A 15,144-nucleotide genomic window follows, 5' to 3' on the forward strand; every position below is an offset into this window, starting at 1 on the left:
CCGACCACCGTAAACACAAACCGGGCTCCGGTCGCGGCTGGATGAAAGACCCGTGGCAGGTCAAGGAGATCACCGCTCCATGTCGCCGCTGCCGGATCGCCGTTTGGTCTTCACCATGATGTCGGCCGCCGTATCGCTCATCCAGCCCCGAGCTGATTGGGAAGCGATCCAGCCCCTTCGATATTTCAGAAGATTGCGCGCCGTATGCACACCCACAGGCCTTGATGATGTGACCTCTCCCCTCTTGTGGATCGTCGCTGACCCACCCTGGCACACCGATGCCGTCGGGGGGCGGTCACATCATCAGAGCCCACACCAACGCACCATGGCTGTCCCCCTTAGTCGGTTAGAACCCGAAAGCTAAACGGAACAACAAGCCTGCCTACCAAAAACATTTGTATGAACTCATATTCAATTGTAACGTCCAGCTTGGGACGGATGTGCCGGAACGCACAGGGAGGCAGGGCTGGGGGGATGATGCGGTCGGGAGTCGAGCCCTGTATCCGGCCCGGTAATCAGACGCCGGAGCGCCGCAGGATGGCGCCTGAGGCGCGCGCCGAGGAGGACTGTCGCGCCATTAGAACCATCTTTTTGCACCCATGTCTCGGCGACCCTCATCGACTGACCAGGCGCGCGCAGGTGCTGGACCCGGCCCTCCATGCCGTCGCCTTCATCCAGATGAACAAGGTTTCGGCTGAACGCCGCCGCCCCACCAGGCTGCGGGCCTGAGATGCTGGCCTCCGACGCGCTGGGTCCCACGGTGTGCGTCGGCGAGATCATCGTCGAGATCATGGCCACGACGCCCGGCGACGGGTTCCGGCAGCCGCAGCCGCTGATCGGTCCCTTTCCCAGCGGCGCGCCCCTGATCTTCATCAGCCAATGCGGACGCATGGGCGGGCAGGCGGCGATGATCGGTGCGGTCGGGGCCGACGACTTCGGGGCGCTCAACCTCGACCGGCTGCGCGGGGATGGCGTGGACACCAGCGCCATCGCCGTCGATCCCGAGCTGCCGACCGGCAGCGCCTTTGTCCGCTACCGCGCGGATGGCTCGCGCGATTTCGTCTTCAACATCGTTCATTCCGCAGCCGGGCGTTTCGGCTGGAGCGATGCCGTCGCCGCGCTGGTCGGGCGGGCGGGGCATCTGCATGTGATGGGGTCCGCCCTGTCCATGCCCTCGGCCTGCCGCGTGATCGAGCGGGCCGCCGGTCTGATCAAGGCACGGGGCGGGTCGATCTCGGTCGATCCCAACCTGCGCAAGGAACTTGCGCTGGGGGCGGCGGCCGAAGCGGTCTTCGCCCGGCTGGTCGGCATGGCCGACCTGCTGCTGCCGTCGGGCAAGGAGCTGTTCCGCGCAGCCGGGATGTCGCCCAGGGCGGCGACCGAGGCCGAGGCTGTCGCCTCGTTGCTGGAACGCGGCGTAAGCGAGGTCGTGATCAAACGCGGTGCCGATGGCGCAAGCGCCTGCGACGCCACGGGGGCGGTCCATGCCGCTGCCTTCGCGGTCGAGGAAATCGATCCGACCGGGGCGGGGGACTGCTTCGGCGGGGCGTATCTGACCTGCCGCCGGCTGGGCATGGGGGTCGAACAGGCGCTGACCTATGCCTGCGCGGCCGGGGCGCGCAACGTGAGCATCCGCGGCCCGGCCGAGGGGGCTGGCACGCGGGCCGAACTGGACGCCTTCATCGCGGCCATGGGTCGGGCGGCATGAACCTGCTGCCCGATCTTGCCGCACGGCGGCGGAAGTCGGGGATCACCTCGGTCTGTTCGGCCCATCCGCTGGTCCTGCGCGCGGCGCTGCGGATGGCGGCGGAAAGTGGCAGCCCGGCGCTGATCGAGGCGACCTGCAACCAGGTGAACCAGGAGGGTGGATATACCGGCCTGCGTCCCGCCGATTTCGCCGCGCAGGTCCATGACCTTGCTCGGGCCGAGGGCTGTCCGCCCGGCCTCGTGATCCTCGGCGGCGATCATCTCGGTCCCAATCCCTGGCGCGACCTGCCTGCGGAAGCGGCGATGGCGCAGGCCGAGACATGCGTGGCGGAGTATGTCGCAGCCGGGTTCCGCAAGATCCACCTCGACGCCTCGATGGGCTGCCGGGAAGAGACGGCGGCGCTGGACGATGCCACCACGGCCCAGCGCGCCCTGCGGCTCGCGCGGGCGGCCGAGGAGGTGGCCCACGGGGCAGGCGGACCCGCGCCGGTCTATGTGATCGGGACCGAGGTCCCGCCCCCAGGCGGGGCCGATCACCTGCTGCAGGGGGTGCCCGCCACCGCGCCCGAGGCCGCGCGCAAGACCTATGCGGTCCATGCGCAGGCCTTTGCCGAGGCGGGGCTGGCGCAGGCCTTCAACCGCGTGATCGCGATGGTCGTGCAGCCGGGGGTAGAGTTCGGCAACCGCAACGTCGTGACCTATGACCCGCCCGCCGCCGCGGGGCTGGTGCAGGTGCTGGGCGACCTGCCGGGACTGGTGTTCGAGGCCCATTCGACGGACTACCAGCCGCAGGCGGCGCTGGGCGCGCTGGTCCGGGACGGCTTTGCGATCCTCAAGGTCGGTCCGCAACTGACCTTCGCCCTGCGCGAAGCGCTTTATGCACTGGACCTGATCGCCGGCGATCTCGTGCCGGGCTATGGCGCGCGGCCGCTGATGGCGAGGATGGAGACCGCCATGCTGGCCGAACCCGGCCACTGGCGCGGCCATTATGGGGGTGATGAGGCGGATGCGCGGCTGCTGCGCCATTATTCGCTGTCCGACCGCATCCGTTACCTGTGGCCCTCGACCATGGCGCAGCACGCGGTGGCGGATCTGAGGGCGGCGCTGGACGGGCGGGTGATCCCGCTGCCGTTGATCTGGCAGCATCTGCCGGGCGCCGATGCCTTTGCCGCGTCCCCGGCCTCGGTGGACGAGATCGTCATCTGGCGCGTGGGCCGGGTCCTTCGCGCCTATCATGCCGCCTGCCTGGGCGGCGCAGGGGAGGAAACGCATGGCGCTTGAGAAATTCCGGCTCGACGGCAAGGTAGCGCTGATCACCGGCGGCAACCGTGGCATCGGCCTGGCGATCGGCAGGCTGTTCGTCGAGGCAGGCGCCCGCTGCATGCTGACCAGCCGCAGCGAGACCGAGGGCCTGCGCGAGTTGCTTGCCGCCCATCCCGGCACCGTCGCCTGGCATCAGGCCGATGTGACGGCCGAGGATGCGCCAGAGGGGATGGTCGAGGCGACGCTTGAACGCTTCGGGCGGCTGGACGTGCTGGTGAACAATGCCGGGATCGCGGACAACGGCAATTTCCACGAATTCGACGATGCCCGGCTGAAGGCGATCATGGACACCAACCTGATGGCACCCTTCCGCATCGCCCGCGCCGCGATCCGGCCGATGCTGGACCAGAGCGGCGGGTCCATCGTCAACATCGGCTCGATTTCCGGCTACGTCGCCAATTACCCGCAGCTTCAGGTCGCCTACAACGCCTCGAAGGCGGCGGTCCACCAGATGAGCAGGGTGATGGCCTTCGAATACGCGGGTCGGAACATCCGGGTGAACGCGCTCGCGCCGGGGTATGTCGTGTCGGACATGACGGCGGGCGGGATCGCCAATCCCGAATGGAACCGCATCTGGACCGCGAACACGCCGATGGGCCGTTTTGCCCAGCCCGAGGAAATGGCGACCTGCGCGCTGTTCTTGGCCTCGGATGCGGCCAGCTATGTGACCGGCGCGGTGCTGGTCGCGGACGGCGGATACACCACGCATTGAAGGGGAAATCATGGCCGAAAGCTTGAAGGACAAGGTGGCGCTGGTCACGGGGGCCGCGTCGGGGATCGGGCTGGCCACGGCGCGCGCGCTGATCGGTGCAGGGGCGCGGGCCGTCATGGCCGACCGAGACGCGGCGGCGCTGGAGCGGCTGGCCGGCGAACTGGGCGATGCGGCAATCCCGCTTGTCACCGATCTGCTGGACCCGGACAGTTGCGCCGCGATGATCCCCGATGCGCTGGAAAGGGCAGGCCGCATCGACATCCTGCACTGCAACGCGGGCACCTATATCGGCGGCGACCTGACCGAGACCGATCCCGCCGCCATCGACCGGATGCTGAACCTCAACGTCAATGCGGTGATGAAGAACGTCCATGCCGTCATCCCGCACATGACCGGGCGTGGATCGGGCGACATCATCGTGACCTGTTCCGTCGCCGGCCATTTCCCCGTGCCGTGGGAGCCGGTCTATTCCGGCTCGAAATGGGCGATCACCTGTTTCGTTCAGACTATGCGCCGGCAACTGAACAAGAAGGGCATCCGCGTGGGCCAGGTCTCGCCCGGGCCGGTGATCTCGGCGCTGCTGGCCGACTGGCCCGAGGAGAACCTGCGCAAGGCGAAGGAATCGGGAAGCCTGATCGAGCCCGAGGAGATTTCCGATGCGATCCTCTACATGCTCACGCGGCCGCGCAACGTCACCATCCGCGACATGATCGTCCTGCCCACCAACTTCGACATCTGAGGGCGGAGGCTGGGGACCGGATCACCGCCGTCAACCTTCAAGCGCCGTGGCTGATGGTCAACGGCGTCCGCTGATCACTGGACGGCGCGGATTGCCGGATAGGCGGCTCGGAAGGCGGCATAGCCTTCGTCGAAGGCACCGCGCAGGGCGGGGTCGGGCGCGACCTCGCCGGTCACATCGGGGGCGGTCATCACCTCGTCGATTCCGCCGGCGCCGCTCGCCACCATGCCCAGCCGCGCGGCACCCAAGGCTGCGCCGAACTCTCCGCCTGCCGGCAGGGTCAGGGTGACATCCAGCGCCGTGGCGATGGCCTTCAGCCAATAGGGCGAGCGCGCGCCGCCCCCGATCGCCATCAGCCGGGTGATGCTGGCCCCGGTGGCCTTCAGCGCCTCGTGGCTGTCGCGCAGGGCAAAGGCCACGCCTTCGAGCACCGCGCGCGTCAGGTCGTCGCGCGACGTGTGCGAGCCCAAGCCAGTGAAGCTGCCGCGGATGACCGGGTCGTTGTGTGGCGTCCGCTCGCCCGAAAGATAGGGCAGGAACCGCACCGGGCCGGGCGCGCGCAGGTCGGCGCCAAGCCCGGCGGTCAGCTCGGCCGGTCGAGCCCCGGTGATCTGCGACAGCCAGTTCAGGCTGTCGGTCGCCGACAGCATCACGCCCATCTGGTACCAGGTATCGGGCAGCGCGTGGCAGAAGGTATGCAGCGCCGTTTCGGGCGCCGGGTGATAGCCGTCGCGCGCGGCCAGAAGCACGCCCGATGTCCCCAGCGAGACGAAGCCCTGCCCCTCGGTCCGGGCGCCGATGCCGCAGGCGGCCGCGGCGTTGTCGCCCGCGCCCCCCGCGACGACGACCGTCTGCGGCAGGCCCCAGATGCGGGCAAGCTCGGGGCGCAGCTGCCCGGCCGGGGCCGATCCCTCGACCAGGCGCGGCATCTGTTCGCGCCGCATGTGACCGATAGCGAGTAGCCGTTCGGACCAGTCGCGGCCGCCGGTGTCCAGCCAGGCGGTGCCGGCGCTGTCGGACATGTCGGCCACATGATCGCCGGTCAGCCACAGGTTCAGGAAGGCGGCGGGCAGCAGGACGCGGGCAACGCGGTTATAGTGGTCGGGCTCATGCGCGCGGACCCATTCCAGCTTTGGCGCGGTGAAGCCGGGAAAGACGATGTTGCCCGAGATCGCCCGGAAATCGGGATCGGCATCCAGTTGCGCGGCCTCGACATGCGAGCGGGTGTCGTTCCACAGGATGCAGGGGCGGATCACCCGGTCGGCCTTATCCAGCAGCGTCGCGCCATGCATGTGGCCGGCCACGCCGACGCCCCTCAGCGTTGTGAATTCGGGATGGCTGGCCCGCAGCGCCGCCACGGCACTTTCCAGCGCGGCGATCCAGGCGGCGGGCTCCTGCTCGGACCAACCGGACCTTGGATGGCTGACGGGATAATGCGCCTCGGCAGAACCCAGCGGCCGGCCGTCCTCATCGACAAGCAGCGCCCGCAGGCCCGAGGTGCCCAGATCGATTCCCAGAAATGTCATTCTGTCATCCCGCAAGATAGCTTTCCAGACCCGCCCTCACCCCTTGGGCGTGCAGCAGCCGCAAGGATGCCTCGAAGGCGTCGGCGAAGGCACGCGCATCGGCCAGATCGCCATAAACGGCAGGAACCAGCCAGGCGCGCGGGTCCCCGGCCGCCGCACGAGCGCGGGCCTGCAGGGCGGGCCAGTCGGGATCGTTCGGCTCGATCACGCTGCCATCCTCGCGGATGCCGGTGCAGTAGCGCGCCCACAGCGCCTCGACCAGCGCCAGCCCAGCGACCGGCGCACCCGACTGCAGGCCATCGCGGACCGAGGGCAGCACGAAGCCCGGATGCCGGCTCGAGCCGTCAAAGGCCACGCGCCGGGTGGTGTCGCGGATGGCGGGATTGGCGAAGCGCCGCTCGATCAGGTCCAGATAGGCCGCAGGCGTGTATTCCGGCACCGCATGGACATGCGGCAGGATCTCGGTTTGCTCAATGCGGCGAAACAGTGCGGCAATCTGCGGGTCCTGCATGGTCGCAGAGATCGTCTCGATCCCCAGAAGGTCCGCCGCATTGCCGATGACCTGGTGCCCGGCGTTCAGCACCCGGATCTTCATGCGTTCGTAATCGTGCACCCGGTTCGAGAACGTCGCCCCCGCGCGGTCCCAGTCGGGACGGCCGGCGCAGAAATCGTCCTCGATCACCCACTGCCGAAAATTCTCATGCGTGACGGGAGCCTCGTCCTCGACCCCCATCTCGCGCACAAGCGCCAGCTCGGCCGGGCCTGTGGCGGGGACGATGCAATCGACCATCGAGTTCGGGAAGGCGCCATGCGCCTCGATCCAGTCGGCCAGCGCCGGGTCGGACAGGCGCGCCAGCCCCACGGCCGTCTGCCGCAGGATCGCGCCGTTACCCTGCAGGTTGTCGCAGCTTTGCCCGGTAAAAGGGGCATGGCCCGCCGCGCGGCGGCGCGACAGTGCGGCGACCATCGCGCCGAAGGCTGTGCGCGGCCGGTCGGGGTGTTCCGCGTCGTGGCGGATGTCGGGATGGGCCGTGTCCAGTCCCTTTTCCGGGTCGAGGTAATAGCCGCCCTCGGTCACGGTCAGGGTGACAATGCGGATGGACGGGTCGGCCATGGCGGCGATCAGGGGACCGTTCCCCTCCTCGACCGGCACATAGCCGATCATCGACCCCACCACCTCGGCCGAGCGACCGGCCGGGTCCAGTTCGATCAGCGTGGACAGCCAGTCCTGCGCGGCGAGGCGTTCGCGCATGGCGGCATCATGGGGGCGCACGCCCGCGCCGATGATCGCCCAGTCCTGCGCCAGCCCCTGCTGCATCAGACAGTGCGTGTACCAGGCCTGATGGGCGCGGTGGAAATTGCCCAGCCCGATATGGACGATGCCGGGCCGCAGGGACGCGCGGTCATAGCGCGGACGCAGGATCGCGGGCGGCAGGACGGACAGGGTGGCGTTCGACAGGCGGGTCATGATGTTTCCGATATGGTCAGAAGCGCGGTCAGCATGGAAGAAAGATCGTCCAGGACGACATCCGCGCCGGCATCGCGCAGGCGGCGGGCGTGATCCTCGCGCAGGCCGTCGAGGTGGCTGCCGCCCACGAAACCCACGATATGCATTCCCGCCGTACGGGCGCCAGCGATGCCATGAGGGGAATCCTCCATCACCGCGCAGGAAGCAGGCTTTATCCCCAGCCGTTCGGCGGCCAGCAGGAATAGGTCGGGCGCAGGCTTGCCGCGCCGCACCTCGTCAGCGCTGAAGGCGCGGTCTCCGAACCTGTCCGCAAGCCCCGACATCTGCAGCGTCGCCCGCAACCGGCGCAGAGAGCCGCCCGTGGCGATGGCGGTGGTAATGCCGCGTGCCTCGAGCGCGTCCAGCAGGTCGGTCGCACCGGGCATCAGCGGCAATCCCGACTCGTAGCGGCCCAGCAGCCGATCCTCGAACCGTTGCGCGAAATCGGGCCGGAGCTCGCGGCCGGCGGCTTGGGCGACATGCGCGATGATCGACTGGATCGAAACGCCCAGGAAGCGGCGGCGCAGATCGTCGGGGGTCGAGGGCACACCCTCGGCCGTCATTTCCTCGGCGAGGATGTCCAGCGACATGGTTTCGCTGTCCACCAGGCAGCCGTCGAGGTCGAAGATGACGGCGCGGATGCCCATTCAGGCATTCCCGATGCGTTTTTCGCTGGCGCGGTCGAACAGGTGAACCTTGGCGGGATCGATGATGAATCCGATCTGCTGGCCGGGTTCGGCGCGGATGCGGTCTCGGACGATGGCGTCGATCAGGTCCTTGCCCACGCGGGCAAAGACCTGCGTCTCGGACCCGGTCGGCTCGGTCACCACGACATTCACCGGGATGCCGCCATCGCCGATGCCGACATGCTCGGGCCGGATGCCATAGGTCACCTGATGGCCGTCGGGAAGGTCCGTCGCCGGCAGGGGCAGGGCCAGCCCGGCCTCGGACAGGAAGACCCTGGTTCCGCCCTGCGTGGCGATCTGGCCGTGCAGGAAGTTCATTGCGGGCGAACCGATGAAGCCTGCAACGAAGACGCTTTCCGGCCGGTCGTAAAGGTCTAGGGGCGCGCCGATCTGTTCCACCCGCCCATCCCGCATGACCACGATCTTGTCGGCCATCGTCATCGCCTCGATCTGGTCGTGAGTCACATAGACGATGGTGGTCTTCAGCCTCTGATGCAGTTCCTTGATCTCGATCCGCATGGTCACGCGCAGCTTCGCGTCAAGGTTCGACAACGGCTCGTCGAACAGGAACACCTGCGGGTCGCGGACGATGGCGCGGCCCATCGCCACCCGCTGCCGCTGCCCCCCGGAAAGCTGCTTGGGATAGCGGTCCAGCAGATGCGCGAGATCGAGGATGCCCGCCGCCTGCCTGACCTTCTGGTCGATCTCGGCCCGGGGGCGCTTGGCCATCTTCAGCGGAAAGCCGATATTCTCTGCCACCGTCTTGTGGGGGTAAAGCGCATAGGACTGGAACACCATCGAGATGTCGCGGTCCTTGGGTGGGACGTTGTTGACCACCCTGCCGTTGATCGAGACGGTCCCCGCGCTGATCTCCTCCAGCCCGGCCAGCATCCGCAGCAGGGTGGACTTGCCGCAGCCCGAGGGGCCGACCAGCACGACGAACTCGCCATCCTCGATATCGACGCTGACGCCATGCATGACCTGCACCGCGCCATAGCGCTTGACCACATTGTCGATCTTCACGGTCGCCATCGGTTCCTGTCCTTACTGCGGCAGTTCGATCTGCATCTTCACGTCGCCGGGCGGAGCCGAGGCGGCGATCTCGAAGGCGCGCACGCTGTCCTTGAAGTCGAAGGTCCGGGTGATCAGCGGCTTCACGTCGATCGCGCCCGACGCGATCATGTTCACGCAGCGCGGGAATGCATGGGCATAGCGGAAGATGTTTTCCACCCGCGCCTCGCGGACCATCGCGGCGCCCGCGTCATAGGCGATGGGATCGGGCTGGCCGCCGATCATCACCACGCAGCCCCCCGGCGCCAGGGGCTCGAACACCCCCGCCGCCGCCTTGGGCGAGCCGGTCGCCTCGAACACGATCTCGGCGCCCCAGCCATCGGTCGCGGCCAGAACCTGCGCGGCGAGGTCGTCCTGCGCCACGTTGACCGGTGTGATGGCGGGGGACAGGCTGGCGGCGATGTCCAGCTTGGGCTGGGCGATGTCACTGACGAAGACCCGCGCGCAGCCGCCCGCCAGCGCCGACAGCGCCGTGACAAGGCCGATGGGACCCGCGCCCATCACCACCGCATTGTCGCCGGGCCGGATGCGCGCCTTGGTCGCCGCATGAATGCCGACCGCCAGCGGCTCGACCATCGCGGCCTCGGCAAAGGACACGGTGCCGGGCAGCTTGAAGGTGAAGGCCTCGGGGTGCACGCAGGTCGGGCGAAGGATGCCGTGAACCGGCGGCGTCGCCCAGAAGCGCACGGCGGGGTCGATGTTGTACATGCCCATTCGGGTCGCGCGGCTGTTGGGATCGGGGATGCCGGGCTCCATGCAGACCCGGTCGCCGGGCTTGAGGGTGGTGACCTCGGCGCCCGTCTCGATCACGGTGCCGGACGCCTCGTGGCCCAGGATCATCGGCGCCCGGACCACGAAGGGACCGATGCGGCCGTGGGTATAGTAATGCACGTCCGATCCGCAGATGCCGACCGTGTGCAGCCTGATGCGCACGTCGCGCGGGCCGAGGACTTCCTCCTCGCGGTCGATGTCGGCAAAGTCGCGCAGCGACAGTTCATGCTGTTTTTCAAGGACAACGGCTTCCACGGCTCAGCCCCTTCGAATGAGAATGACGGCAAGGACCAGCGAGATCGCCACGCAGATCCAGATGGACAGGCCCAGCGGTTCAAGGAAGCGCAGCCACAGCAGCGACAGCGCGACCCAGATCACGACGCTGATGAACAGCCGGTCGAACCAGTTCGTCTCGATGGGCAGAAAGCCCCTGCGCCTGTCCATGCCTTACCCTTTCACTGCGCCGAAGGTCAGGCCGGCGACGATATGGCGCTGGACCAGCGCGAAGACGATCAGCGCCGGGATCAGCGTGAAGACCGAGATCGTCGCCATGACGCCCCAGTTCGTGCCGGTCGTGGTGACATATTCGGAAAGCCCGGTGGTCAGCGTTCGGGCGTTGAAGTTCGTCAGGGTCGCCGCCAGCAGGTATTCGTTCCAGGCGAAGACCCAGGTCAGGATCAGCGTCACCGCAAGGCCGGGCCGGGCCAGCGGGAACACCACCTCGGAGATCACCTTCCAGGCGCTGGCACCGTCGACATAGGCGGCCTCGTCCAGTTCCTTGGGGATGCCGTCCAGCGTCGGGCGCAATGTCCAGATCGCGAAGGGCAGGTTGAAGGTGCAATAGACCAGGATCATGCCCAGCCGCGTGTCGGCCAGCGTGAAATCGCCCAGCCTGTAGACCTGCGTCATCAGCAGGAACAGCGGCAGCAGGAAGACCGCAGGCGGGGCCATCCGGTTGGTGATGGTCCAGAAGAAGACGCTTTCCTTGCCGCCCAGGTCGAAGCGGGTCAGCGCGTAGCAGGCAAGGAAGCCCAAGGCCGTGCAGAGGACCGCGTTGCCCGACGAGATGATGAGCGAGTTCACCATGTAGCCGCGCAGCGTGCGGTCGTTCAGCACGTCGATGTAGTTCTGCCAGTAAAGATCCGTCAGCCAGATCGAAGGGGTCGAGAACAGTTCGACCGCGGGCTTCACCGAAATGACGAACAGCCAGTAGATCGGGAACAGCGTCAGGAAGCTGATCAGCGTCCAGAACAACATGGACAGCCAGGGATTGCCCTTGCGCATGACCTCAACCCTTCCTGTTCCGGGGGGCGATCAGGCCGACATACATCAGCCAGCTTACGACGACCGTCAGGTACAGCACGACCACCGAGACGGCCGAGCCATAGCCGTAGTTCGTGCGCGGAAAGACTTCCTTGAAGATGTGGACGCCGACATAGCGCGTGGCCGACCCCGGACCGCCGCCGGTCAGCATCAGTACCTCGTCCACGATGCGCATCGCGTCCATCATGCGGATGAAGACCGTGGCGAGGATGGCCGGGCGGATCATCGGCAGGGTGATGTGCCAGAAGATCTGGCGCCTGTTGGCGCCGTCGATCTGGGCCTGCTCGAAGGGGTCGGAGGGCAGCGACACCAGCGCCGCGATCAGCGTCAGCGTGACAAGCGGCGTCCAGTGCCAGATGTCCATGATGACGGTGACGACAAAGGCCTGGAGCGCGCTCTGGCCGATGTTCAGGTCATACCCGAACCAGTCCGACAGGATGTTGGGCAGTATCCCGATCGAGGGCGTGGTCATCAGCTTCCAGACCGATCCCACGATAATCGGCGCCATGATCAGCGGCAGGGTGTGGATGGTGCGGAAGAAGGCCTTGCCGGGGAAGTCCCGCATGAAGGCTTGCGCGAGGAAATAGCCGATGATCAGTTCCGACACCACGGCGAAGATGACGAAGGCCGCCGTCACGCCCAGCGAGGCCAGGAACTGCGCGTCGAAGACCACGCGCCGGTAATTCTCGGCCCAGTTGAACACCATTTCGGGATTGGCGCCGAAAGGGTTCCACTGGTGGAAGGACACGAACAGCACGTAAAGGAACGGCAGCACGCCGAACAGGAACAGGATCAGCAGGGTCGGAGCCAGCAAAGCCCAGCCCAAAGCCTTGGATTGCATCGCACTCGTCCCCCGGTCAGGCGCCGGCCCCGGCCGGGACCGGCGGGTCAACAGGCCGCCGCGGGCAGGGCCGCGGCGGCCCGAAGCGCTTCGCCTACTTGCGGTAGCCCAAGTCGGTCAGCTCCTGCTCGGCCTTGGCCGCCATCTGGTCCAGCCCGGTGTCGGGATCGAGGGTTCCGGTCAGGATCTCGTAGAAGATCGGCGCCGTCGCCTCGCGCACCTGCGCGTGGAACGGATAGGGGGGCGCGCCCTTGAACAGGTTGCCCTGGTTCTTCATCATGTCGAAATAGCCGCTGAGCTTGGTGTTCAGCTCCTGCACCCCGGGGTCGTCGTAGGTCGCGGTTGTCGTGATCCGCGAACTGGCCAGCGTCCAGGCGGGCTGGATGTCCTCCTCGGCAAGGAACTGCATGAACAGAAGCGCCGCATCCTGGTTCTTCGACGTGACCGGCAGGCCGAAGGCGCCGCCGTCATAATAGCCTATATAGCCCTCGCCAGCCTCGGCGGCCTCCATCACGCCCGCCGCAACCGGGGGCATCGCCACCCCGATCTTGCCGACGACGCGCGACTGGTTTTCGTCAGTGGCGATCCAGGCGGCGTTCTCGCCATAGACCAGTCCCTGCGCGGCGCGCCCGGCGGCCATCGTGGTGGCGACCTCGGACCAGGTCGACTGCACCGATTCCGGGGGGGCCACATCGCGCAGGTGCAGCCAGTATTTCAGCGCCTCCTTGGCCTCGGGAGAGTTCATCCGCCCGCCATTCTCGACGCTGGCGGCATAGTTGTTGTTCGCGTCGATGCCCCAGTTGTAGACGCCGAAGGTCGGGGCGATGGACTCGAAGTACTCGTACCACGAGGCCGCGTGGCCGGTATGGGCCTGGGCGGTCGTGCCCCAAAGCTCGCCCCCGTTCGCCTTGCCCCATTCTGTGAAAAAATCGGCGATCTGCGTGTATTCCTCATGGGTCTTGGCGGGAGCGAGGTCGCGGCCGGTCTTTTCCTTGAAAGCCGCCTTGATTTCCGCGTCGTCGAACAGGTCGGTGCGATAGAGATACAGCTTGAGGAAGGCCTCCATCGGCATGCCGTAGAGATGGCCGTTCTCGCCCCGGAAGTTGTCGGCGAAGCTGGTCAGCCGCCCCTCGTCATAGCTGGGCGCCTTCAGCTCGGGCTTGGCTTCCAGCGCCGCGGTCAGGTCGGTCAGGAAGTCGCGGGCCAGATAGGCATAAACGATGTCCTGCTCGATATAGACGATGTCATAGATGCCGGTCTTGGCCTCCATGTCCTTGATCGCCTTGTCGTACATCTGGTCCCAGGACGTCGTCTCGATGTTGACGCGTATGCCGGTCATCTCCTCGAACTGCGGCGCCAGCACCTCGCGGACATAGTTGGATGCGGGCGTCGATTCCGTCACGCCTTGCAGCGCGACCCCCGAGAACTTCGCGCTGGCTTCCTTGTAGAAGGCCTCGTCCACGGCCATCGCCTGGCCCGCGAAGGACAACGCCAGTGCCGACGTGCCCGCCCACAACATTCTTCCCATCGGTGCTCCTCCCTAACCACCTCCGGCGATCGGGACTGGCCGCCTCCCCATGCGGTTCCCCATCGCCCCGACACGCATCTTGGCAAGGAAGAAATCAAATGTAAAACTTTTATTACAGTTGTAATCAGACTGGCTCCATCCGATCATGCGGAGGGCGAGATCTGCCCCTGAAGGCCGGACAGTACGTATGATGAATGGGGAAAACCCGGATGCGGACGGTTTTGCCGCCGAGGTATGCTGGCATTACTATGTCAACGAGCTGACCCAGGCAGAGATCGCCAAGATGCTCGGTGTGACCCGGCTGCGCGTCAACCAGGCGATCCAGCGGGCACGGGCCTCGGGCATGGTCCGGATCGAGATCGAAGCCGAGCATCTGCCGCAACTGGATCTGCAGGACCGCCTGCTCAAGCGGTACGGCCTGAAGCGGGTCGAGGTCGCCCCCTCTCGTCCGGGTTCCGACGATTACCACAAGCCGACCGGGGCCGCGCTTGCGAGCCTCATCTCGAGCCGGCTTCGCGCGGGCGGTTGGCAAAGGATTGGCGTCTCCTGGGGCATGACGCTGAAGGCCGCCATCGACCGGATGCCCTTGCACGACCTGCCGCGCGTCGAGGTCATCTCGATGATCGGCGGCACCAACCGGGGCGAAAAGTTCAACGCCTTCGGCATCGCCTCGGGTCTGGCCGAGCGGCTGAGCGCGCGCTATTCGCTTTTGCCGGCCCCGATCTTCCTGGCGCCGCAGGTGGATCGCGCGGCCTTCCTGTCGCAGTCCATCTTCACCGAGCATCTGGACAAGCTGACGCGGCTCGATGCCGCGATCCTGACCTGCAGTGACATTTCCGAGCGCAGCTACCTGATCCGCACCGGACTGCCCAAGGGGATGGATGCCGGCGAGCTGATCGCCGCCGGTGCGATCGGCGACGTCGTGGGCCGGTTTCTGGACAACGAGGGCCAGGTCGTCGCAACGACGCTCGACGATTGCACCATCGGGATCGAGCTTGCCGTCCTCCGCACCGTGCCCGAGCGGATCCTCGCAGCAGCGGGCCGGCACAAGGTCGCCATCATCCGTGCCGTGTTGCGCGCAGGCTTTGCCAATGTGCTGGTCACCGACGACGCAACGGCAGAGCTTCTGCTGGATGCCCAATGAACCTTGCGGTTGCCTTGGTCTGATCGTGGCTCAGTGGGGCGGCTAATCGACCTGCTCGGCGCCGGATCGGTGCGCTTCGCCTTCGGGGTGCAGGTGATCGAGCGGCTGATTGCGCGCAGCCGCGATTCCAAGGACGGCTGGTATTGCCCCGGGTAGGTCGAGCGCGCCGAATTTGCCCCGGCCCAGCTGACTGCGCTGGACTGGCTTAGGGTCAGGACCCATTGATTTCAGGTTATGTGCGTGATGCTGAGGTGGCGAGGAGACCT

Annotated in this window: 15 protein-coding genes; 6 read left to right on the forward strand and 9 right to left on the reverse strand. The window is 66.9% G+C overall.

Annotated elements, in window-relative coordinates:
- Positions 1-730: 730 nt before the first annotated feature.
- Genes ACFFII_RS14740 through ACFFII_RS14755 form a run of 4 tightly spaced genes read left to right on the forward strand, consistent with a single transcriptional unit; the run spans position 731 to position 4,481 of the window.
- Positions 731-1,708, forward strand: coding sequence for a tagatose kinase (locus tag ACFFII_RS14740; protein WP_377699631.1), 978 nt, complete (start codon positions 731-733; stop codon positions 1,706-1,708).
- Positions 1,705-2,988 carry a class II D-tagatose-bisphosphate aldolase non-catalytic subunit gene (locus tag ACFFII_RS14745; protein ID WP_377699632.1) on the forward strand — a complete coding sequence of 428 codons (1,284 nt, stop codon included), beginning with the start codon at positions 1,705-1,707 and terminating at the stop codon, positions 2,986-2,988. Before ACFFII_RS14740 ends, ACFFII_RS14745 begins: the two co-directional genes overlap by 4 nt.
- Positions 2,978-3,742: an SDR family NAD(P)-dependent oxidoreductase gene (locus tag ACFFII_RS14750; protein WP_377699633.1), complete on the forward strand. Its 765-nt coding sequence runs from the start codon at positions 2,978-2,980 to the stop codon at positions 3,740-3,742. The genes ACFFII_RS14745 and ACFFII_RS14750 overlap by 11 nt, the downstream gene beginning before the upstream one ends.
- Positions 3,743-3,752: 10 nt before the next feature.
- Positions 3,753-4,481: an SDR family oxidoreductase gene (locus tag ACFFII_RS14755; protein ID WP_377699634.1), complete on the forward strand. Its 729-nt coding sequence runs from the start codon at positions 3,753-3,755 to the stop codon at positions 4,479-4,481.
- A gap of 74 nt (positions 4,482-4,555) precedes the next feature.
- Here ACFFII_RS14755 and xylB read toward each other — a convergent pair whose 3' ends face one another.
- The 9 genes from xylB to ACFFII_RS14800 form a co-directional block, all read right to left on the reverse strand.
- Complete coding sequence (gene xylB / locus ACFFII_RS14760) at positions 4,556-6,007, reverse strand: xylulokinase (protein ID WP_377699635.1); 1,452 nt, start codon at positions 6,005-6,007, stop codon at positions 4,556-4,558.
- Between the two features lie 4 nt (positions 6,008-6,011).
- Positions 6,012-7,475, reverse strand: coding sequence for a mannitol dehydrogenase family protein (locus ACFFII_RS14765; RefSeq protein WP_377699636.1), 1,464 nt, complete (start codon positions 7,473-7,475; stop codon positions 6,012-6,014).
- On the reverse strand, positions 7,472-8,161 hold the full coding sequence (locus tag ACFFII_RS14770) for an HAD family hydrolase (protein ID WP_377699637.1): 690 nt from the start codon (positions 8,159-8,161) through the stop codon (positions 7,472-7,474). The genes ACFFII_RS14765 and ACFFII_RS14770 overlap by 4 nt, the downstream gene beginning before the upstream one ends.
- Positions 8,162-9,232 (reverse strand): ABC transporter ATP-binding protein, encoded by a 1,071-nt coding sequence (locus ACFFII_RS14775; protein ID WP_377699638.1) that lies wholly within the window; start codon positions 9,230-9,232, stop codon positions 8,162-8,164. It lies immediately after the preceding gene.
- Positions 9,233-9,244: 12 nt separating this feature from the next.
- Positions 9,245-10,297, reverse strand: coding sequence for an NAD(P)-dependent alcohol dehydrogenase (locus ACFFII_RS14780; protein WP_377699639.1), 1,053 nt, complete (start codon positions 10,295-10,297; stop codon positions 9,245-9,247).
- Positions 10,298-10,300: 3 nt separating this feature from the next.
- Positions 10,301-10,486, reverse strand: coding sequence for a DUF2160 family membrane protein (locus ACFFII_RS14785; protein ID WP_377699640.1), 186 nt, complete (start codon positions 10,484-10,486; stop codon positions 10,301-10,303).
- 3 nt (positions 10,487-10,489) lie between these two features.
- On the reverse strand, positions 10,490-11,326 hold the full coding sequence (locus ACFFII_RS14790; protein ID WP_377699641.1) for a carbohydrate ABC transporter permease: 837 nt from the start codon (positions 11,324-11,326) through the stop codon (positions 10,490-10,492).
- A 4-nt stretch (positions 11,327-11,330) separates the two neighbouring features.
- Positions 11,331-12,206 (reverse strand): carbohydrate ABC transporter permease, encoded by an 876-nt coding sequence (locus ACFFII_RS14795; RefSeq protein ID WP_377699642.1) that lies wholly within the window; start codon positions 12,204-12,206, stop codon positions 11,331-11,333.
- 94 nt (positions 12,207-12,300) lie between these two features.
- Positions 12,301-13,734 (reverse strand): extracellular solute-binding protein, encoded by a 1,434-nt coding sequence (locus ACFFII_RS14800; protein WP_377699643.1) that lies wholly within the window; start codon positions 13,732-13,734, stop codon positions 12,301-12,303.
- A 190-nt stretch (positions 13,735-13,924) separates the two neighbouring features.
- Here ACFFII_RS14800 and ACFFII_RS14805 point away from each other — a divergent pair, with 190 nt between their 5' ends.
- Entirely contained in the window at positions 13,925-14,878 is a 954-nt protein-coding gene (locus ACFFII_RS14805) for a sugar-binding transcriptional regulator (RefSeq protein WP_377699644.1), read from the forward strand.
- Positions 14,879-14,911: 33 nt separating this feature from the next.
- Positions 14,912-15,034 carry a hypothetical protein gene (locus ACFFII_RS14810; RefSeq protein WP_377699645.1) on the forward strand — a complete coding sequence of 41 codons (123 nt, stop codon included), beginning with the start codon at positions 14,912-14,914 and terminating at the stop codon, positions 15,032-15,034.
- The last annotated feature ends 110 nt before the right edge of the window (positions 15,035-15,144 follow it).

The sequence above is a fragment of the Paracoccus niistensis genome, assembly GCF_042432925.1.
GTDB lineage: Bacteria > Pseudomonadota > Alphaproteobacteria > Rhodobacterales > Rhodobacteraceae > Paracoccus > Paracoccus niistensis.